The organism is Rhizobium sp. WCS2018Hpa-16, from assembly GCF_031843705.1.
In the GTDB taxonomy this organism is placed as follows: Bacteria; Pseudomonadota; Alphaproteobacteria; order Rhizobiales; family Rhizobiaceae; genus Agrobacterium; species Agrobacterium tumefaciens_C.
In genome coordinates this window covers 1-18,580 of sequence record NZ_JAVTIX010000002.1, presented here as the reverse complement: position 1 = coordinate 18,580, position 18,580 = coordinate 1, and the positions used below count along the sequence as shown (strand labels likewise).

The following is an 18,580-nucleotide window of genomic DNA, read 5'->3' as shown; positions in this document are numbered from 1 at the left end:
TTCAGCCAGAGAACGAACGCAAATATTAGCCTTGAAGGCAAGTGACCGGAGGCAAGCCCATTGACCTGATCCTGGGTCTGATCTGCGGTGCCCATAACATCCCAAACATTTTCGCACTGCTGATGATCGGGCATTCATATTCCAAGCCATGTGAATTTCAACTCCCGGGATAGTTACAAGTCAAAGGGGAACATGCAACTCTAAAGATCGTTGGTTAGCTCGGCTTACGCGCGGCTTTTCTTCGATCGTTAATGCACTTTGATCCTCGGCCGCTGAAACGTGTCTCGAAGCAGGACGCTCTCCTGCGGAAATGGCCGCTGCCAACTCAACGAGATGACGGGAAACAGCACGTCTTGCGCAGTGGCGCAACGAATCTCACGTAGCCGAATGTCCTCACGAATGGCGGCGGTCGACCCGATTCTGTCTGAGGATCGCACGAAAATCCTGCCTAAATCGCGTGGCGTGCCAATTCCAGCTAGTCAGAAATTTTATGGAGAAATCGGTCATATACCGAAGAGGGTGGCGGACAGGGTGGGATTCGAACCCACGGTACGCTTTCACGCACACACGCGTTCCAGGCGTGCGCCTTAAACCACTCGGCCACCTGTCCTAATAAACGTCTGCATGTTTGGAAAACTGCAAATCACTGGAACGGCGCGATATATACCGATGAATTCGCGCGGATCAACCCAGATTCGTGAGTTTTTTTATTTGCCGGGCAATTAGATGCGATTGGCGTGATTGCAAAGGGGGGTTGGCACCTTTATCCAGTGGGGGAACAGGCTTGTATGGAACAGATTTGATCCGCACAGCCGCGCAAAGCCATCGGCAGAGGTTTTTTTCGTGAAATCGATTTTTCGGCTCATCAGTTTCCTGTGTCTCGCGGCAGCGGTGAGCATTGGCGTCTATGATTCGATCCGCTCCGTTTCGACTTCTTCGGTTGATCTGTTGAGCACCCGCGATGTCTGGTTCCAGTATTTTCCTTCCTCGCTTGCCATGGCACAGGCCGGTTTCGATCACTATATTCATCCTGAAGCGTGGCGATGGCTGGAAAACGGCCTATCGATGGTTCCGGCCTTTGCGGTTTTTCTTGCCCTTTCGCTCCTGTTCTGGATGGCGGGATACAGCAAGCGCCGGGCATTGGGCCGCTTTTCCGCTTAAAAGCGGTCATCGTCACGATCCATGAATGCAGAAACCAGAGCGCGGCAGATGCTGCCGCAAGGAGAATGCAATGTTCGGATTGAATAGCAGTTCCAAGAAGACCGTGATGCCAACGCCAGAGACCGCCTTCCCCGGTCGCGATGCGGAGGTAAAGGTGAATGAGCGCCACTTCGTCAATGGCAACCCGTTGAAGGGGCCTTACCCCGACAATCTGGAAACGGTCTATCTCGGCATGGGCTGCTTCTGGGGTGCGGAGCGCCTGTTCTGGCAAACGCCGGGCGTGTGGGTCACGGCTGTGGGTTATTCTGGCGGCATCACCCGCAATCCGCATTATGAGGAAACCACCACGGGCCTCACAGGCCACGCCGAAGTGGTGAAAGTGGTATACGATCCAGCGAAAGTATCGCTAGCCGCTCTTCTGAAGACCTTTTTCGAGGAGCACGACCCGACCCAGGGAATGCGCCAGGGCAATGATATCGGCACGACCTACCGCTCCGTGATCTATACGACCAGCGACGCGCAATTGGCGCAGGCCAAGGCAGCGCGCGACACGTTCCAGCAGGCCTTGAAGGCGGCGGGACATGGTCAGGCGATCACGAGCGAAATCGAGCCGCTGGATATCTTCTATTATGCGGAAGATTATCATCAGCAATATCTTGCCAAGAACCCCGGCGGATACTGCGGCCTTCGCGGAACAGGTGTCAGCTGCAACATCGGCTGATAGACCGGCCTAATATACCTTCAAAAGCGCGTTCTCACCCCCAAACGGGGCTGAGGCGTGCTTTTATTTTTTGCAGATGCCTGTCGTCTCAGCCCAAAAGAACGGCAGTTAACGGTTTTTCCATCGGGTCAAAAAAACCGGATGAATTTTTCTTGCAGGCATGCAAGTATCCTCGCGCACAGTCTAGAAAAGGCTGGCATCTCCGCAGACATGCCCTTACCGGGTTTGCGGGAGGACCCTTTTAAAAAACCAAACTGTAACAACAGGGCTGCACAATGAAAAAATCCCTTCTGACGCTTTTCGCGCTGGCTGCGATGTCGGCTTCCGCCTTGGCTGCGGACATCAAGCCTGCGCTGGTCTATGGCACGGGCGGCAAATTCGACAAGTCGTTCAACGAAGCCGCTGCTGCGGGCGCCGAGAAGTTCAAGGCTGAAACCGGCACCGAATTCCGCGATTTCGAGCCAACCAGCGACACGCAGGGTGAGCAGGCCATCCGCAACTTCGCCAGCCGTGGCTTCAACCCGGTGGTCGCCGTGTCCTTCGCCTGGACATCGGCCATGGAAAAGGTTGCAGCAGAGTTTCCTGACACCAAGTTCGTTATTGTAGACTCCGTCGTTGAGCTGCCAAATGTGCGCTCCGTCGTCTACAAGGAAGCAGAAGGCTCTTACCTCGTTGGTCTTCTGGCCGGCATGGCATCCAAGACCGGCAAGGTCGGCTTCATCGGCGGCATGGACATTCCATTGATCCGCAAGTTCGCCTGCGGCTACGCCCAGGGCGCCAAGGCTGCGAACCCCAAGATCGAAGTGTTCCAGAACATGACCGGCACGACCGGCGCTGCCTGGAACGACCCGGTTCGCGGTGGTGAGTTGACCAAGAACCAGCTCGATCAGGGTGCGGACGTTGTTTACGCGGCAGCCGGTGCCACAGGCCTCGGCGTGCTTCAGACAGCTGCCGACAACAAGAAATACTCCATCGGCGTGGACTCAAACCAGAACCACCTGCACCCCGGCTCTGTTTTGACCTCCATGGTCAAGCGCGTCGATCTGGCCGTCTACAACGCATTCAAGGACACTAAGGACGACAAGTTCACCGCTGGTGTAATGTCGCTAGGCGTCAAGGAAGATGGCGTTGCCTACGCGCTTGACGACAACAACAAGGCGCTGATCACGCCGGAAATGATGGCTGCTGTCGACAAGGCAAAGGCTGACATCATCGCTGGAACCGTCAAGGTTCACGATTACATGTCCGACAAATCTTGCCCGAACTGATGTGATTTTATGGCATGGGGCGCATCGCGGATTTCGCGTTGCGCCCCTTGTCATATCCAGCCTCCGGAGACGTTGGGTTGACGATGGAACCTGCAATCGAGCTTGTCGGTATCGATAAAAAATTCGGCACCGTGCACGCCAACAAGAATATCAATCTCACCGTTGCCAAGGGTACGATCCACGGCATCATCGGGGAAAACGGGGCGGGGAAATCGACATTGATGTCGATCCTTTACGGCTTCTATTCCGCCGATTCCGGTGAAATCCGCATTGATGGCAAAGCCGTCAACATCAAGGACAGCCAGGCGGCGATCGATGCCGGTATCGGCATGGTGCACCAGCATTTCATGCTGGTCGAGAACTTCTCGGTTCTGGAAAACATCATGCTTGGTGCCGAAGGCGGCGCATTGCTGGCCAAGGGCACGGCTGCCACCCGCAAGGAGTTGAAGCGGCTGGAAAGCGAATATGGCCTTGAGGTCGATCCCGATGCGATCATCGAGGATTTGCCGGTTGGCCTGCAGCAGCGCGTCGAAATCCTCAAAGCCATGTATCGTGGCGCTGAAATTCTCATTCTCGATGAGCCAACGGGCGTTTTGACGCCAGCCGAAGCCGATCACCTCTTCAAGATCCTTGGTGTGTTGCGCGATCAGGGCAAGACGGTCATCCTCATCACCCACAAGCTGCGCGAAATCATGGCCATCACCGATGATGTCTCCGTCATGCGCCGCGGCGAAATGGTGGCCACCCGCAAGACATCGGAAACGACGGTTGAGGAATTGGCCGAGTTGATGGTCGGTCGCCGCGTGCTTCTGCGCGTGGAAAAAGGCGAAGCAAATCCGGGCGAGGTTCTGTTTTCGGTCCGCAATCTCACTGTCAAAGACAGCCGTGGTGTGACCATGGTCGACAATGTCTCTTTTGATGTCCGCGCCGGTGAAATCGTCGGCATTGCCGGTGTGGCCGGCAACGGCCAGTCGGAATTGCTGGAAGCCATTGCAGGTATTCGTAAGCCCCATTCCGGCGAAATCCTGATGGGTGGCAAGACGGTCGACAAGGTCGATCCTGCCATCCTGCGCAAGCTGGGCCTAGCCCATATTCCCGAAGACCGCCACCATATGGGGCTGGTTCTGAAATTCGAGGAATATGAGAACTCCATTCTCGGCTATCACCGCGATGACCGCTACGGCAAAGGCATGTTCCTCAACCCGGAAGCGATCCGCAAGGATGCCATCGAGAAGATCGAAAAATACGACATCCGCCCACCCAATGCGAATTTGAAGACCGCCAACTTCTCCGGTGGCAATCAGCAGAAGATCGTCGTTGCGCGTGAAATCGAGCGGGACCCGAAGATGCTGATCATCGGCCAGCCGACACGCGGCGTGGATATCGGCGCCATCGAGTTCATTCACCGCCGCATCATCGAGATGCGGGATGCGGGCAAGGCCATTTTGCTGGTATCGGTGGAGCTTGATGAAATCCGCTCTCTGTCAGACCGTATTCTGGTCATGTTCGCGGGCCGGATCGTTGGAGAAAAAACGGCGGAAGCCGAAGAACAAACGCTTGGCCTGATGATGGCCGGCATCGCCGCATAAGGCAAAGGCTTTAAAGCTCATGAGTACAGCTTCCGTCCCTCTTCCCAACTGGATGTCCTACGGCCTTCTGCCGTTGCTCAACCTCGTCACCGCTTTGTTCATCTCAGGCATCGTTGTCTGGGGCATCGGTGAAGACCCGTTCGCCGCCCTGCGCCTTCTGGTAGAAGGTGCGCTGGGCCGTGGTGATGCCATTGGTTTTACATTGTTTTACACCACCAGCTTCATCTTTACCGGCCTTTCGGTTGCCGTTGCCTTCCATGCGGGCCTTTTCAACATCGGCTCGGAAGGACAGGCCTATATTGGCGGTCTCGGTGCTGCCCTGGTGGCCTTGGCGCTGGATCACTACGTGCCATGGTATGTCACCATGCCCTTTGCCATTATCGGCGCTGCGGTGTTTGGTGCGGCATGGGCGTTCATTCCGGGCTGGCTTCAGGCCAAGCGCGGCAGCCACGTGGTCATCACCACCATCATGTTCAACTTCATCGCGGCCGCGTTGATGGTGTACCTGCTGGTCAACGTCTTCATCGTTCCCGGCAAGATGGCGCCTGAAACCCGTACCTTCCTGCCCGGTGGCCAACTGCCGAAGCTGGACTGGTTGATGGCGATGTTCGGGTTGAAGCTCGGCCCGGCACCGTTCAACGTGTCCTTCCTCATCGCACTTGTTGCCGCCTTCCTCGTCTGGGTGCTCATCTGGCGCACGAAGCTGGGTTATGAGATGCGCACGCTTGGCATCAGCCCGTCCGCTGCTGTTTATGCAGGCATTCCCTATTCGCGCACCGTCATCATCGCCATGCTCATCTCAGGTGGCTTGGCGGGCATGATGGCGCTGAACCCGGTCATGGGCGCATCGGCACGCTTGCAGGTGGAGTTCGTGGGCGGTGCCGGCTTCGTCGGCATTGCCGTGTCGCTGATGGGGCGAAGCCACCCGGTCGGCATCGTCTTTGCCGCTCTTCTCTTTGGTATTCTCTATCAGGGTGGCGCGGATCTTTCGTTTGAAATGCCCAATATCACCCGCGAGATGATCGTCGTCATTCAGGGTCTCGTTATCCTGTTTGCAGGCGCGCTTGAATATATGTACCGCCCCGCGCTGGTGCGCATCTACCAACAATTCGTGAAGAGGTAAGGCCATGGACACCTTCGATATGCTGGTCAGCATTCTCGGTTCTACCGTTCGCCTGACCATTCCCCTGTTGTTTACAGCCCTTGCCGGTCTGTTTTCCGAGCGCGCCGGTGTGTTCGATATCGGCCTTGAGGGCAAGATGCTGGCGGCAGCCTTTGCATCCGCCTGCGTCGCCTATCTCACCGCTGACCCTTGGGCAGGTCTTGCCGCCGGTATCGGTGTGTCGATCTTCTTCTCGCTGGTGCATGGCTTTGCCGTCATCACCAACCGGGGCAACCAGATCGTCTCGGGCGTGGCGCTCAATTTCGTCGCAGCCGGTCTGACGGTCGTGCTGGGGCAGGCATGGTTCGGTCAGGGCGGTCGCACGCCGCAGATCCCGGGCGAAGGCCGTTTCACGCCGATCATTCTGCCGGGTGTGGATGCCATGCGGGAAATTCCCTTCATCGGCCCGCTCTACGCCAATGTTATCTCCGGCAACAATATCCTGACCTATCTCGCCTTCATCGCAGTGCCGATTTCGTGGTGGGTGCTTTACCGCACTCGTTTCGGTCTGCGTCTGCGCGCCGTGGGTGAAAATCCCGGCGCTGTGGATACGGCTGGCATTTCCGTCACATGGATGCGCTTCCGCGCCGTCATCGTCGCAGGCTTTCTCTGCGGTTTTGCAGGCACCTATCTCGCCGTCGCACAGTCTGCCGCCTTCATCGCCAATATGTCGGCGGGCAAGGGCTATATTGCGCTGGCCGCTCTGATCTTTGCCAAGTGGAAGCCGGTTCCGGTCATGTTCGCCTGCCTTCTGTTCGGCTTTCTGGATGCGGTCGCAAACTTCATGCAGGGCAAGGCGATTCCCGGCATCGGTGAAGTACCGGTGCAGATTTTCCAGGCACTGCCTTACATTCTCACCTGCATTCTGCTGGCCGGTTTCATCGGCGTTGCCAAGCCGCCAAAGGCTGGTGGCGTTGCCTATTCGAAGGAGCGTTAAACCATGTCGCACGAACTTTTCGAGGCAGCCCGCGAGGCCATGGCCTTTGCCCACGCACCCTATTCGAAATTCCCCGTCGGCGCGGCCATCCGCGCCGAAGACGGAAAGATCTACAAGGGCGCGAATATCGAAAACCTGTCCTTTCCTCAGGGCTGGTGCGCGGAACCTTCCGCCATCAGCGCCATGGTCATGGGCGGGGCTAGAAAGATCACTGAAATCGCCGTGATTGCTGAAAAGCTGGCGCTTTGCCCGCCCTGCGGCGGTTGCCGCCAGAAGATCGCGGAATTTGCGTCCGCAGATACGAAAATCTATCTGTGTGACGATGCGGGCGTGCAGAAGGTCATGACGATGGAGGAGCTTCTGCCCTTCAGCTTCAAGACAGAGCTTGCCTGATGGACAACGCCATCATCGATGTTCTCGTTGACCGGCTGAACGGCCTGATGCCACGCACCGCCATCGTGCTTGGCTCCGGCCTGGGCTCACTGGTGAGTGAGGTGACGGACGCCATCCACATTCCCTATGCCGAAATCCCCGGCTTTCCCGAAAGTGCTGTTTCTGGCCATGCGGGCGAGCTGGTGGCGGGATATCTGGGTGGCCAGCCCGTTATCATGCTGGCGGGTCGCGTCCATTATTACGAACAGGGTAATGCCAGCGCCATGCGCCCGGCCATCGAGGCTCTCGCAGGCATCGGCGTTCAGTCGCTGATTCTGACCAATGCAGCAGGCTCGGTTCGGCAGGATATGCCGCCGGGCTCGGTCATGCAGATCACCGATCACATCAACTATTCCGGCATGAACCCGCTGATCGGCGAAGACAGCGACCGCCGCTTCGTCGGCATGACCAATGCATACGATGCGGATCTATCGATTGCGATGCGCAATGCCGCCATCCGCGCAGGCGTTCCGCTGTTTTCGGGCGTCTATATGTGGTTTTCGGGCCCCAGTTTCGAAACACCAGCGGAAATCCGCATGGCGCGAACGTTGGGTGCGGATGCCGTTGGCATGTCCACCGTGCCGGAAGTTATCCTTGCGCGCTTTTTCGGGATGCGAATTGCCGCCGCTTCAGTTATTACCAATTACGGTGCCGGGATGACCGGTGAAGAACTGAGCCATGACGAGACCAAAGACATGGCACCCATTGGCGGCAAGCGATTGGCCGCAATTTTAACGGAAATGATTTCAGGAGGAAATTGAGCATGGAACTTCAGCGCCCGCGCGAAGCCGCCGCTCTCGCCCTGTCCTTGCTGGACCTCACCAATCTGAAGGAAGATTGCACACCGGAGCAGATCGCTGCGCTGTGCCAGAAGGCCCATACGCCCTATGGCACCACAGCCGCCATCTGCATCTGGCCGCGCTTTGTGGCACAGGCCCGTGCCGCCTTTGGAAAAGACACATCGGTGCGCATCGCAACCGTCGTCAACTTCCCGTCCGGTGACCTCGATGTCGCAACAGTTGTTGCCGAGACCGAACGCGCCATTGCTGATGGCGCAGATGAAATCGATCTGGTCATTCCCTACAAAAAATTCATCGTAGGCGATGAAAATGCTGTCAGCGAGATGGTCTCAGCCGTTCGCAAGGCATGCCCATCCCCTGCGCTGCTCAAGGTTATCCTTGAAACCGGCGAGTTGAAGGACAAGGCACTGATCCGCCGTGCCTCCGAGATCGCCATTGCCGAAGGTGCTGATTTCATCAAGACATCCACCGGCAAGGTGTCCATCAATGCCACGCTTGAGGCTGCGGACATCATGTTGCAGGCCATCCGCGACAGCAGGAAGAATGTTGGCTTCAAGCCCGCTGGCGGCATCGGCACCGTGGAAGATGCCACGCTTTATCTGCGCTTGGCAGAAACCATCATGCGGCCCAACTGGGCCATGCCATCCACCTTCCGCTTCGGCGCATCCGGCATTCTGGACGATATTCTGAACGTGCTGGCCGGTGGCGAGCCCTCCAAGGCATCCAGCGGATATTGAGCCACCCATGATCCCGCAGGAAATCATCCGCCGCAAACGGGACGGTGAAGTGCTGACGGCGGATGAGATTTCCGCTTTCATCGCTGGCCTCTCCAAGGCAACGATCTCGGAAGGACAGGCGGCAGCCTTCGCAATGGCCGTGTTCTTTCGCGGCATGAGCCGGGATGAAACCGTGGCGCTGACGCTGGCTATGCGCGATAGCGGCGATGTTCTCTCATGGGCCGATATCGGCAAACCCATTGCTGACAAGCATTCCACCGGCGGCGTGGGCGATAATGTCTCGCTGATGCTGGCACCCATCGTCGCTGCCTGCGGGCTTGCGGTGCCGATGATTTCAGGCAAGGGCCTTGGCCATACCGGCGGCACGCTGGATAAGCTCGAATCCATCGCAGGCTATGATATCATGCCTGACGAGGCCCTGTTTCGCCGCACGGTGCGGGATGTCGGCTGCGCCATTATCGGCCAGACGGGCGATCTTGCCCCCGCCGACAAGCGCCTCTATGCCATTAGAGACGTGACCGCGACGGTGGATTCGGTTCCACTGATTACCGCCTCCATCCTGTCGAAGAAACTTGCGGCTGGCCTCGAAACGCTGGTTCTGGACGTCAAGTTCGGCAATGGCGCCTTCATGCAAAGCGTTGATGAAGCCGAGCAATTGGCCCGGTCTCTGGTCGAGGTCGCCAATGGCGCAGGCGTGAAGACCTCCGCCCTCATCACCGATATGAACGAGCCTCTGGCCGATACAGCAGGCAATGCTCTCGAAATCATCCATTGCCTCGATTTTCTGCGCGGTGAGAAAGCCGGAACACGAATCGATACGACAGTCTTTGCCTTCGCGGCTGAAATGCTGGTGCAATCCGGCGCTGCCTCCAGCCTTGAAGAAGGCGAGCGGCAGGCGCGGAAGGCCTTGAACAGCGGTCAGGCCATGGAGCGGTTCGGGCAGATGATCGCAGCGCTTGGCGGTCCGGCTGATTTTGTCGACCGGCCTCACGCCTATCTGCAACCCGCGCCTCATATGCTGCCTGTTCACGCACCGAACGCCGGATGGTTGTCTTCGTGGAAGACGCGCGATCTCGGCATGGCCGTGGTCGAACTCGGCGGTGGTCGCCGCCATCCCGGAGATACCATCGACCATCGAGTTGGTCTGTCCCATATTCTGCCGCTCGGCACCCACGTCGAAAAAGGCCAGCCGATTGCGACGGTGCACGCAGCCTCAAGCGAAGATGCGGAGCGCGCAAGAGCCCGGGTGCTCGATGCGCTCGGCTGTTCGGAAAAGCCCTTTATGGCCGCACCTGTTGTCGCCGCGCGCATTGGCTAAGAGCCGGAAATGCAAAAACATCTGAGCAAAATCAGATGCTTGTTCAAAAAACGCAAAAATATCGAAAAAACGTCCAAACGCTTTCTCAATGACGAGCGGACCCGTGCCTACAATCTCTCCACTTCCGACGCGCCATGTTTTCGCGAGACATGGGCGCGGGCGGGAGGCTGGTGGATGGACGCAGACGTGCGGGCAGGCATCAGAATGCGATGACAGGAAAGGCGGACCGGACCACCTAGACCCGAAAGACCATTCACGGCTTTCGGATGCGGGACGGGCTGGTTTGCCGGATGCACCTCAAAAGCTTGGAGACCGGATCATTCACGATCCGGTCTCCAGCGGTAACGGCAGGCCCACGCAAATGCGGCACACCCTGCAAGACCATACCAGAGACACTTCCCGCATTTGCGTGGCCTCTCCGGGTTGAAACAGACATGCCACGGGCGCGATGCGTCGCGTGAACGGGCAACCGCGTCTGCCGCGATTGCACTTTGAAAGCCAAGGGCTTAGGCTCCATGTCAAACAGGATACTGGTCGGCATCATGACACTTTCGGGCAAGCATATTCTTCTCATAATCTCCGGTGGCATCGCGGCCTATAAGAGCCTTGATCTCATCCGCCGTCTGAAGGAGCGCGGCGCACGGGTAACGCCTGTGATGACCGCGGGTGCGCAACAATTCGTGACGCCGCTTGCCGTCGGCGCACTCTCGGCCACCCACGTCTTTACCGAGCTGTTTTCGCGGCAGGATGAGCAGGACGTGGGCCATATCAGGCTGGCGCGGGATTGCGATCTCATCGTCTTGGCCCCCGCCACTGCTGATCTGATGGCGAAAATGGCGCATGGCCTTGCCGATGATCTGGCCTCCACCATTCTGCTGGCAACCGACCGCAAGGTGATGGTAGCCCCCGCCATGAATCCGAAAATGTGGGCGGCAAAGCCAACGCAGCGCAATATTGCAACGCTTCAGGCCGATGGTGTCGCCTTTATAGACCCCATGGCTGGAGAAATGGCCGAGAAGAACGAGGTGGGCCTTGGCCGCATGGCGGAGCCCTTGCAGATTGTCGAGGCTGTCGAGAAGGCGCTGGATGATGGGCTGAAGCCTCTTTCGGGAAAGAAGGCCATCGTCACATCAGGCCCGACGCATGAGCCGATCGATCCGGTGCGCTACATTGCCAACCGCTCCTCCGGCAAGCAGGGCCATGCGATTGCAGCTGCATTGGCGCAGCTTGGGGCAGAGGTCACGCTCATTTCCGGCCCGGTCACGATTGCCGACCCGGCCGGCGTCGTCACCGTTCATGTGGAACGGGCGCAGGAGATGCTGGATGCGGTGCTTTCGCAACTGCCTTGTGACATCGCGGTGATGGTGGCAGCCGTTGCCGACTGGCGCGTGGCAGCAGCTGGAGACCAGAAGATCAAGAAGCAGCCCGGCGATAAGCCGCCTGCCCTGCAGCTCACCGAAAATCCGGATATTCTCAAAACCCTTGGCCACCATGCGCAAAGGCCTGCCATCGTCGTCGGCTTTGCCGCGGAAACGCAGGATGTGGAGGCCAATGGCCGCGCCAAGCTTGCGCGCAAGGGCGCTGATATCATCATTGCCAATGACGTATCCGCCTCCACCGGCATCATGGGCGGCGACCGCAACAGCGTGAAGATCATTTCCCAAGATGGCGTCGAGGCATGGCCTGATCTCGACAAAGTGGATGTGGCGAAACGGCTTGCGTCGATGATTGCAACCATGATCTCGGACAAAGCGCAATGAGCTTTTTCGAGCTCAGCTTTTTCGACGCGACCCTTGCGGCTTGGCCCGGCGTCCACTTTGTCGATCAGTGGGATTCCCATGTCGCAAAGGTTGGAGACAAGGTCTTTGCGGTTCTGGGGCAGCGCGAAAACTGGCGCCTCGTTGTCAAATGCACCGAAGAGAGCTTTGAAATCCTGACCTCGCTCGAGGGCATCGCCCAGGCGCCCTATTTTGCCAAGCGCAAATGGATTTCCATTTCCGAACACTCACCGCTCGAGCAGAAAGAGCTGGAACATTACATCCGCCGTTCCTACCAGCTTGTGGCAGCAGGATTGACGAGGAAGCTGCGGATGGAGTTGGGTATCCTGTGAGGCAAAATCGATGAACAAGAAATTTCCGCAGATTTTCCTCGTCAGGCACGGTGAAACGGAGTGGTCGAAGTCCGGCCGCCACACCGGGCGCAGCGACATTCCCCTGACAGAAAAAGGCGAGGCCGCAGCTGCGTGGCTGGTCGAACGCCTGCCGCCCCGTGCCTTCGATGCGGTTTTGACCAGCCCGTCCCAGCGCGCCCGCAGGACCTGCGAACTCGCGGGCTTCGGCTCCCGCGCAGAAATCGACGACGATCTAGCCGAATGGGACTATGGCCAATATGAGGGTGTGACCACGCCGGATATTCACAAGCAGCACCCCGGCTGGAACCTCTTTCGCGATGGCTGCCCTGACGGAGAAACGGGCGCGGATGTGGCGCTGAGAGCCGATGCCGTGATCGAAAAGATCAGGGATATCGCGGGCGATGTGCTGATTTTTTCCAGCTCCCACTTCTTGCGCGTTCTGGCCGCCCGATGGCTTGGCTTAGGCCCCGAAGCGGGTCTGTTCTTCGTTCTCGATACGACCAGCATCAGTATTCTGGGTTATGAGCACAATCTGGATGAGCCGGTCATCAGGAGCTGGAACGAGACATAATCCGGTCCGAACGATGTTCTATGCTCAAGGCCAATTCAGACAGTTGGAGACATTGCTTTGGACGCTGCACCTGCCCCTCCGGTTACACTCGTCATCTTCGGTGCCACAGGCGATCTGACGCGCCGCCTTCTGGTGCCCGCGCTCATCAACCTCACACGCAGCGGACTGGTGGCGGATGACCTTCACATTATCGGCGTGGGGATAGAGCCCGGCGACGATTCGGTGCTGGTTGATAAGCTGGATGGTTTCCTCGCTGGACTTGGAGGCGACGAGCCCGTTTCCGCCGATCAGGCATGGCTGCGACTGAAGAAACGCATTTCCTATATCAGCGGCGATTTTACCAAGGACGAGGTCTTTGTCGAAATCGCCCGCAGGCTTGCCCAGTCTGAAACGGGAAATGCCGCCTTTTATCTGGCCGTTCCGCCGCAGTTCTTCGGCACCATCGTCGAGAAGCTGGGTCAGCACGGGATGGTGACCGAGAAGGACGACGCTTTCAGGCGTATCGCCATCGAGAAGCCTTTCGGAACCGACCTTGCCTCGGCCCGCGCGCTGAACGCAAAGATCCTGAGCATCATCGCTGAAAAACAGGTCTATCGTCTGGACCACTTCCTCGGCAAGGAAACCGTCCAGAACCTGATGACGGCGCGTTTTGCCAATATGATGATCGAGGCATTGTGGAACAGCAATTACATCGACCATGTGCAGATTACCGCCGCCGAAACCGTAGATGTCGGCACGCGCGGCAAATTCTACGATGCGACTGGCGCTCTTCGCGACATGATCCCGAACCATCTGTTCCAGCTTCTGGCCATGGTCGCCATGGAGCCGCCCAACAGTTTCGATGCGGAAGCCATCCGCAATGAGAAAAGCAAGCTGCTGGCTGCCTTGCGCATCTACACAGAGGAAGAAGCGCCAAGCCATTCCGCACGCGGCGTCTACACGGCAGGCACGTTGAACGGCGTTTCCATTCCGGCCTATCAGGACACTAGGGATGTCGCACCCGGCTCCAGCACGGAAACCTTCGTCGCGCTGAAAATCTATGCCGATACGTGGCGCTGGGCGGGCGTTCCCTTTTACCTGCGCACCGGCAAGGCGATGACGGCCCGCGACACCGAAATTGTCGTGACCTTCAAGAATGTCCCCTTCACCCAGTTTCGACAGTCGGATTCCAGACCAAAGCTGCCGCCAAACCGCCTCGTCATTCAGGTTCAGCCGGATGAGGGGCTCAGCCTGGAAATGTCGATCAAATCGCCGGGCCAGACCGTCGATACCGTGCCCGTTTCGCTCGATTTCCGCTATGCGGACCGCTTCGATATCGGCAAGACGACCGGTTACGAATCGCTGCTCTATGAACTCTTTGTTGGCGACCAGACGCTGTTTCAGCGGGCCGATGGCATTGAAGCCGGTTGGGCCGTGGTTCAACCCTTCCTCGATCTCTGGGCTAAAGAGGGGCATCCTGAACCCTACCAACCGGGCAGCATGGGCCCGAAATGTGCGCAAGAGCTGATCGAGCGCGACGGGCGGCAATGGCGCGAGCTGGGCGTGCTGCACCCGCACAAACAGGCATAGTCACCCGAGAATGGCGCCGGAGGGCTTTTGCGATCAAAAATCTCTTGCCTTTACCATCCACATCATCGCTAATCTGCAAGACAAACAAGGAGACATTCCATGGCTAAGGGTCAGGTCCGCAGCAACAAAGAAGTCAGAAAGCCGAAGAAGGACAAGGTTGCTCCAGCAGCCGCGCCAACGCTCGGCTCTCAGGTCAAGGCCAGCGAAAGCTCGACCAAAAAGAAGTAACGCATTCACCTGCGACATCAAACTCCGGTGCGCACAGGCTGCCCGCCGGAGTTTGTGTATCTATGCGCCCGATAGTGGCGGCGAGCATTTTTTGACGATGGAGAGACTACGATTATAAAGATAATGGTTCTGCTACACAGCGCCAAAGGCATGGAATGGCAAACGCCGCCTAAAGGCACCAGCCTCAAGACATTGGGCGAAGCCGAAGAGCAAGGCTACATTTCCATTCGCGGTGAATTTCAAAAGCGCCAGTTTCGCCTGACGCAGTTCGGCTTTGACTATGTGGAGCGCGACAAGCGCCGCCTGGAAGCGCGCAATCAGTAGGGCATGATTGTCAGGCCCAGACGTTGCGCGTCTGCGCCTCATTCATAAATCTGAAAACCATCATAAAGCTGGAACCAGATCGGGGCCGCCCCGTTGATAGCAGGAACATTTTTTGCTCCCAACGTCGCCCTCACATTTGACCAGGAGTGAGAATGGTTTCTGATCCCTCAGTGTCTTCGGACGCCTCCAATTCCCATCACGATATGACGCCCGAAGAAGCGGAAGAGGCCCGCAAGGCCTTTCTTCTTAAGCGCTTCTGGATCAGTGCGCGTGGCTTCTGGGGCCGACAAGGTGATCGATTGGCATGGCCGCTCTCCATCGGGCTTCTGGTCATGATTGGCATCAATGTCGGTTTTCAATATGGTATCAATGTCTGGAACCGTGGGCTTTTCGACGCGATTGAGCAGCGAAACGCCGAGGGCGTCTATTCGCTCGGCTCGATCTTTCCGTTTCTCGTTCTGGGTAGCGTGGGATTGGTGAGTTCGCAGGTCTATGTGCGCATGCGCATGCAAAGACGCTGGCGCTCGTGGCTGACCAAGGGGCTGACTGGGCGCTGGCTTGCCAGTGGCCGCTACTATCAGCTGAACCTGATTGATGGCGATCACCAGAACCCAGAAGCGCGAATCTCCGAAGATATGCGCATTGCCACCGAAGCTCCGGTTGATTTCACCGCCGGTGTCATTTCCGCCTTCGTTTCCGCCTCGACATTCATCGTCGTCTTGTGGACCATCGGCGGTGCGCTGACCTTGCAGATAGCTGGCTCGACCGTCACGATACCCGGATTCCTCGTCATCGCCGCGGTTGTCTATGCCATCATCACCTCGAGTGCGATTGCGTTTATCGGGCGCAATTTCGTCAAGGTTTCCGAGACCAAAAATCAGGTAGAGGCCGAGTTTCGCTATACGCTGACACGGGTACGTGAAAATGGCGAAAGCATTGCCCTTTTGGGTGGCGAGGAAGAGGAACGCGATGACCTCGACCGACGCTTTTTCAACGTCAGAACGCAGTGGCGGCTGTTGTCCAACCAGTATATGCGCACCTCGCTCGTTTCCCACAGTTCCATGCTGATTGCGCCTGTGGTGCCGGTGCTTCTCTGTGCGCCGAAGTTTCTGGATGGAAGCATGTCGCTCGGCCAGGTCATGCAGGCCGCATCCGCCTTCACCATCGTTCAGGGCGCGTTTGGCTGGCTGGTGGACAACTATCCACGCCTGGCAGACTGGAATGCCTGTGCACGCCGTGTCGCATCGCTGATGATGTCTCTCGATGGTCTCGAGCAGGCGGAAAAGAGCGATACGGTCGGGCGCATCCAGCGCGGGGAAACCACTGACAATACGATGCTCAGCCTCAGCGATCTCTCGGTTTCGCTGGGCGATGGCACGGCGGTGGTGAAGGAAACCGAAGTGCAGATCCAGCCGGGTGAGCGGGTTCTGGTCGCCGGTGAATCGGGCTCTGGCAAGAGCACGCTGGTGCGCGCCATTGCCGGGCTATGGCCTTGGGGCGGTGGGCGTGTTGATTTCCATCCCGAGCATCAACTCTTCATGCTTCCGCAAAAGCCCTACATTCCGACCGGCACGCTGCGCCGGGCGGTCTCCTATCCCCGCCCCGCAGATAGCTGGGGTCAGGAAGATATCCAGATTGCACTGGACAAGGTCGGACTTGGCGAGCTTGGCGAAAAGATGGAGGAAGAGGCTCCATGGGACCACACCTTGTCGGGCGGTGAAAAGCAGCGCCTCGCCTTCGCCCGTCTTCTGCTTCACAAGCCAAATATCATCGTGCTGGATGAGGCGACGTCGGCTCTTGATGACAAGACGCAGGACAAGATCATGGCCATGCTGATTGAAGAGCTGCCCGACGCGACCGTTCTCAGCGTTGCGCACCGGGTCGAACTTGAAGCGTTTCACACACGCAAGATCACGCTCGAAAAACGCGAGGGTGGCGCAAAGCTGGTCAGCGATATCGGTCTCATGCAGCGCCATCAAAAGCGGGGAAGGCTTTCAAAGCTGATCAAAAAGCCGCGCTTTCGCAAACAGAACCGCCAGCCTTCCTGAGGCTGGCGCCCGCCTTTGCCATAACGATAAAGAGCGAACGGAACTTCTGCCCTCCACTTCGGTTCGGACGCTAACAACAGCGCGACGCGTCACGAAAACCGACAATAAAGAGGAATAGAACCATGAAAGCTCTCTGCTGGCACGGCAAAGGCGACATTCGTTGCGACAGCGTACCCGAACCGCAACTCCAGGACGGGCGTGATGTCATCATCAAGATGACCGCCTGCGCCATTTGCGGCTCTGACCTGCATCTCATGGATGGCTATATTCCCTTCATGGAAAAGGGCGACATTCTCGGCCATGAATTCATGGGTGAAGTCGTGGATGTTGGCCGCGACAACAAGACCCTTAAAGTTGGCGACCGCGTGGTTGTGCCCTTCACCATTTCATGTGGCGAATGCATCCAGTGCCGCAAAGGCAACTGGTCTGTGTGTGAACGATCAAATCCAAAACCGGAAAATGGCGTCAAGGCCTTCGGCTACCAGACGGCCGGTCTATTCGGATACTCTCATTTGACCGGTGGTATCCCCGGTGGTCAGGCCGAGTTTGTACGCGTACCCTATGCGGATGTCTCGCCGATCATCATACCCAACGGCATGACAGACGAGCAGGCTCTGTTTCTGGGTGATATCTTCCCCACGGGATGGATGGCGGCGGCTAATTGTGAAATTGAGCCGACCGACATCGTTGCGATCTGGGGCTGCGGACCGGTTGGCCAGTTCTGCATCAAAAGCGCCTTCATGCAGGGGGCGGAGCGCGTCATCGCCATCGATAACGTGCCGGAGCGCCTTGCACTGGCACAAGCGACCGGGGCTGAGATCATCAACTACGACCAGATTGATGGCACCATTCCCGATTACATCAAGGATATGACGGGCGGTCACGGGGCCGACAAATGCATCGATGCCGTCGGTGCTGAATCCCACGCTACCGCATCGTTCGACGCAGTTATCGACAAGGTCAAGGCAGCGACCTTTCTCGGAACCGATCGCCCGCACGTTCTGCGCACCGCCATCATGGCTTGCAGACCTGGTGGCATCGTCTCAGTCCCGGGCGTTTATGGCGGCATGCTCGATAAGATTCCATTCGGTGCGGCGATGAACAAAGGCCTGACCATCCGCACTGGCCAGACCCATGTAAACCGTTATGCGCAAGACCTTCTGCGCCGTATTGAAGAAGGCGAAATCGATCCAAGCTTCATCATCACCCATCGGGCGAAGTTGGAAGACGGACCTTCGCTCTACGAAACCTTCCGCGACAAGAAGGATGAATGCATCAAAGTGGTGCTGACGGCGTAAGTGCCGGACGTATTTTACGACAAACGGCGGGCATGGCCCGCCGCTTCTTTCGTAGCTGAGCGATTGAGGTCGACAATGGGCATTGGGCTTCATGCGCGTCCTCGCCCGTACTAATCCTGCAGTATTGACCAAGCATACTCGTTCACACGCTTGATGGCGCCTGGGATCAATCGATTTGGCCAGCAATTCTGAGCTTTTTATTTCGGTTATCTTTAATGGGAGAATTTTTAGTTTTGGTTGCGGGGGCAGGATTTGAACCTGCGGCCTTCAGGTTATGAGCCTGACG

18 protein-coding genes and 1 tRNA gene are annotated in these 18,580 nt (G+C 57.6%); 18 read left to right on the top strand and 1 reads right to left on the bottom strand.

Annotation, left to right across the window (positions count from 1 at the left end; all coding sequences use genetic code 11):
• Nucleotides 1–520: 520 nt before the first annotated feature.
• Nucleotides 521–610, bottom strand: a tRNA-Ser gene (locus RQI55_RS06260).
• A 233-nt stretch (nucleotides 611–843) separates the two neighbouring features.
• Here RQI55_RS06260 and RQI55_RS06255 point away from each other — a divergent pair.
• From RQI55_RS06255 to RQI55_RS06170, 18 genes are all read left to right on the top strand, one after another.
• The gene (locus tag RQI55_RS06255) at nucleotides 844–1,161 is read left to right on the top strand and encodes a hypothetical protein (RefSeq protein ID WP_042616138.1); all 318 of its coding nucleotides are present in this window, start codon (nucleotides 844–846) and stop codon (nucleotides 1,159–1,161) included.
• A gap of 70 nt (nucleotides 1,162–1,231) precedes the next feature.
• Nucleotides 1,232–1,882, top strand: a complete 651-nt coding sequence (gene msrA / locus RQI55_RS06250; protein ID WP_243258747.1) for a peptide-methionine (S)-S-oxide reductase MsrA — start codon at nucleotides 1,232–1,234, stop codon at nucleotides 1,880–1,882.
• Between the two features lie 275 nt (nucleotides 1,883–2,157).
• Nucleotides 2,158–3,150 (top strand): BMP family protein, encoded by a 993-nt coding sequence (locus RQI55_RS06245; protein ID WP_042616136.1) that lies wholly within the window; start codon nucleotides 2,158–2,160, stop codon nucleotides 3,148–3,150.
• 83 nt (nucleotides 3,151–3,233) lie between these two features.
• The gene (locus RQI55_RS06240; protein WP_311273766.1) at nucleotides 3,234–4,739 is read left to right on the top strand and encodes an ABC transporter ATP-binding protein; all 1,506 of its coding nucleotides are present in this window, start codon (nucleotides 3,234–3,236) and stop codon (nucleotides 4,737–4,739) included.
• 19 nt (nucleotides 4,740–4,758) lie between these two features.
• Nucleotides 4,759–5,862, top strand: coding sequence for an ABC transporter permease (locus RQI55_RS06235; protein ID WP_042616134.1), 1,104 nt, complete (start codon nucleotides 4,759–4,761; stop codon nucleotides 5,860–5,862).
• A 4-nt stretch (nucleotides 5,863–5,866) separates the two neighbouring features.
• Nucleotides 5,867–6,838 carry an ABC transporter permease gene (locus RQI55_RS06230; RefSeq protein WP_192063112.1) on the top strand — a complete coding sequence of 324 codons (972 nt, stop codon included), beginning with the start codon at nucleotides 5,867–5,869 and terminating at the stop codon, nucleotides 6,836–6,838.
• 3 nt (nucleotides 6,839–6,841) lie between these two features.
• Nucleotides 6,842–7,231 (top strand): cytidine deaminase, encoded by a 390-nt coding sequence (locus RQI55_RS06225; protein WP_042616132.1) that lies wholly within the window; start codon nucleotides 6,842–6,844, stop codon nucleotides 7,229–7,231.
• Complete coding sequence (locus RQI55_RS06220) at nucleotides 7,231–8,031, top strand: purine-nucleoside phosphorylase (RefSeq protein WP_311273762.1); 801 nt, start codon at nucleotides 7,231–7,233, stop codon at nucleotides 8,029–8,031. Before RQI55_RS06225 ends, RQI55_RS06220 begins: the two co-directional genes overlap by 1 nt.
• A gap of 2 nt (nucleotides 8,032–8,033) precedes the next feature.
• Nucleotides 8,034–8,807 carry a deoxyribose-phosphate aldolase gene (gene deoC, locus RQI55_RS06215; protein WP_311273761.1) on the top strand — a complete coding sequence of 258 codons (774 nt, stop codon included), beginning with the start codon at nucleotides 8,034–8,036 and terminating at the stop codon, nucleotides 8,805–8,807.
• A gap of 7 nt (nucleotides 8,808–8,814) precedes the next feature.
• Nucleotides 8,815–10,125 (top strand): thymidine phosphorylase, encoded by a 1,311-nt coding sequence (deoA, locus tag RQI55_RS06210; RefSeq protein WP_243258743.1) that lies wholly within the window; start codon nucleotides 8,815–8,817, stop codon nucleotides 10,123–10,125.
• 542 nt (nucleotides 10,126–10,667) lie between these two features.
• Nucleotides 10,668–11,885, top strand: a complete 1,218-nt coding sequence (gene coaBC / locus RQI55_RS06205; protein WP_311273765.1) for a bifunctional phosphopantothenoylcysteine decarboxylase/phosphopantothenate--cysteine ligase CoaBC — start codon at nucleotides 10,668–10,670, stop codon at nucleotides 11,883–11,885.
• Nucleotides 11,882–12,235 (top strand): MmcQ/YjbR family DNA-binding protein, encoded by a 354-nt coding sequence (locus RQI55_RS06200; protein ID WP_243258742.1) that lies wholly within the window; start codon nucleotides 11,882–11,884, stop codon nucleotides 12,233–12,235. Before coaBC ends, RQI55_RS06200 begins: the two co-directional genes overlap by 4 nt.
• A 10-nt stretch (nucleotides 12,236–12,245) precedes the next feature.
• Nucleotides 12,246–12,827 carry a histidine phosphatase family protein gene (locus RQI55_RS06195; RefSeq protein ID WP_243258741.1) on the top strand — a complete coding sequence of 194 codons (582 nt, stop codon included), beginning with the start codon at nucleotides 12,246–12,248 and terminating at the stop codon, nucleotides 12,825–12,827.
• Between the two features lie 57 nt (nucleotides 12,828–12,884).
• Complete coding sequence (gene zwf, locus RQI55_RS06190) at nucleotides 12,885–14,396, top strand: glucose-6-phosphate dehydrogenase (protein ID WP_243258740.1); 1,512 nt, start codon at nucleotides 12,885–12,887, stop codon at nucleotides 14,394–14,396.
• A 99-nt stretch (nucleotides 14,397–14,495) separates the two neighbouring features.
• Nucleotides 14,496–14,624, top strand: coding sequence for a hypothetical protein (locus RQI55_RS06185; protein WP_269082218.1), 129 nt, complete (start codon nucleotides 14,496–14,498; stop codon nucleotides 14,622–14,624).
• 123 nt (nucleotides 14,625–14,747) lie between these two features.
• Entirely contained in the window at nucleotides 14,748–14,948 is a 201-nt protein-coding gene (locus RQI55_RS06180) for a hypothetical protein (RefSeq protein WP_042616125.1), read from the top strand.
• 152 nt (nucleotides 14,949–15,100) lie between these two features.
• Entirely contained in the window at nucleotides 15,101–16,996 is a 1,896-nt protein-coding gene (locus RQI55_RS06175; protein WP_243258739.1) for an ABC transporter ATP-binding protein/permease, read from the top strand.
• Between the two features lie 122 nt (nucleotides 16,997–17,118).
• Nucleotides 17,119–18,294 carry a zinc-dependent alcohol dehydrogenase gene (locus tag RQI55_RS06170; protein ID WP_243258738.1) on the top strand — a complete coding sequence of 392 codons (1,176 nt, stop codon included), beginning with the start codon at nucleotides 17,119–17,121 and terminating at the stop codon, nucleotides 18,292–18,294.
• Nucleotides 18,295–18,580 lie beyond the last annotated feature (286 nt).

Excerpts from the sequence above, each read along its gene's own strand:
- msrA (WP_243258747.1), top strand. The coding sequence starts at position 1,232 with ATGTTCGGATTGAATAGCAGTTCCAAGAAGACCGTGATGCCAACGCCA.
- RQI55_RS06245 (WP_042616136.1), top strand. The coding sequence starts at position 2,158 with ATGAAAAAATCCCTTCTGACGCTTTTCGCGCTGGCTGCGATGTCGGCT.
- RQI55_RS06240 (WP_311273766.1), top strand. The coding sequence starts at position 3,234 with ATGGAACCTGCAATCGAGCTTGTCGGTATCGATAAAAAATTCGGCACC.
- RQI55_RS06235 (WP_042616134.1), top strand. The coding sequence starts at position 4,759 with ATGAGTACAGCTTCCGTCCCTCTTCCCAACTGGATGTCCTACGGCCTT.
- RQI55_RS06230 (WP_192063112.1), top strand. The coding sequence starts at position 5,867 with ATGGACACCTTCGATATGCTGGTCAGCATTCTCGGTTCTACCGTTCGC.
- RQI55_RS06225 (WP_042616132.1), top strand. The coding sequence starts at position 6,842 with ATGTCGCACGAACTTTTCGAGGCAGCCCGCGAGGCCATGGCCTTTGCC.
- RQI55_RS06220 (WP_311273762.1), top strand. The coding sequence starts at position 7,231 with ATGGACAACGCCATCATCGATGTTCTCGTTGACCGGCTGAACGGCCTG.
- deoC (WP_311273761.1), top strand. The coding sequence starts at position 8,034 with ATGGAACTTCAGCGCCCGCGCGAAGCCGCCGCTCTCGCCCTGTCCTTG.
- deoA (WP_243258743.1), top strand. The coding sequence starts at position 8,815 with ATGATCCCGCAGGAAATCATCCGCCGCAAACGGGACGGTGAAGTGCTG.
- coaBC (WP_311273765.1), top strand. The coding sequence starts at position 10,668 with ATGACACTTTCGGGCAAGCATATTCTTCTCATAATCTCCGGTGGCATC.
- RQI55_RS06200 (WP_243258742.1), top strand. The coding sequence starts at position 11,882 with ATGAGCTTTTTCGAGCTCAGCTTTTTCGACGCGACCCTTGCGGCTTGG.
- RQI55_RS06195 (WP_243258741.1), top strand. The coding sequence starts at position 12,246 with ATGAACAAGAAATTTCCGCAGATTTTCCTCGTCAGGCACGGTGAAACG.
- RQI55_RS06185 (WP_269082218.1), top strand. The coding sequence starts at position 14,496 with ATGGCTAAGGGTCAGGTCCGCAGCAACAAAGAAGTCAGAAAGCCGAAG.
- RQI55_RS06180 (WP_042616125.1), top strand. The coding sequence starts at position 14,748 with ATGGTTCTGCTACACAGCGCCAAAGGCATGGAATGGCAAACGCCGCCT.
- RQI55_RS06175 (WP_243258739.1), top strand. The coding sequence starts at position 15,101 with ATGGTTTCTGATCCCTCAGTGTCTTCGGACGCCTCCAATTCCCATCAC.
- RQI55_RS06170 (WP_243258738.1), top strand. The coding sequence starts at position 17,119 with ATGAAAGCTCTCTGCTGGCACGGCAAAGGCGACATTCGTTGCGACAGC.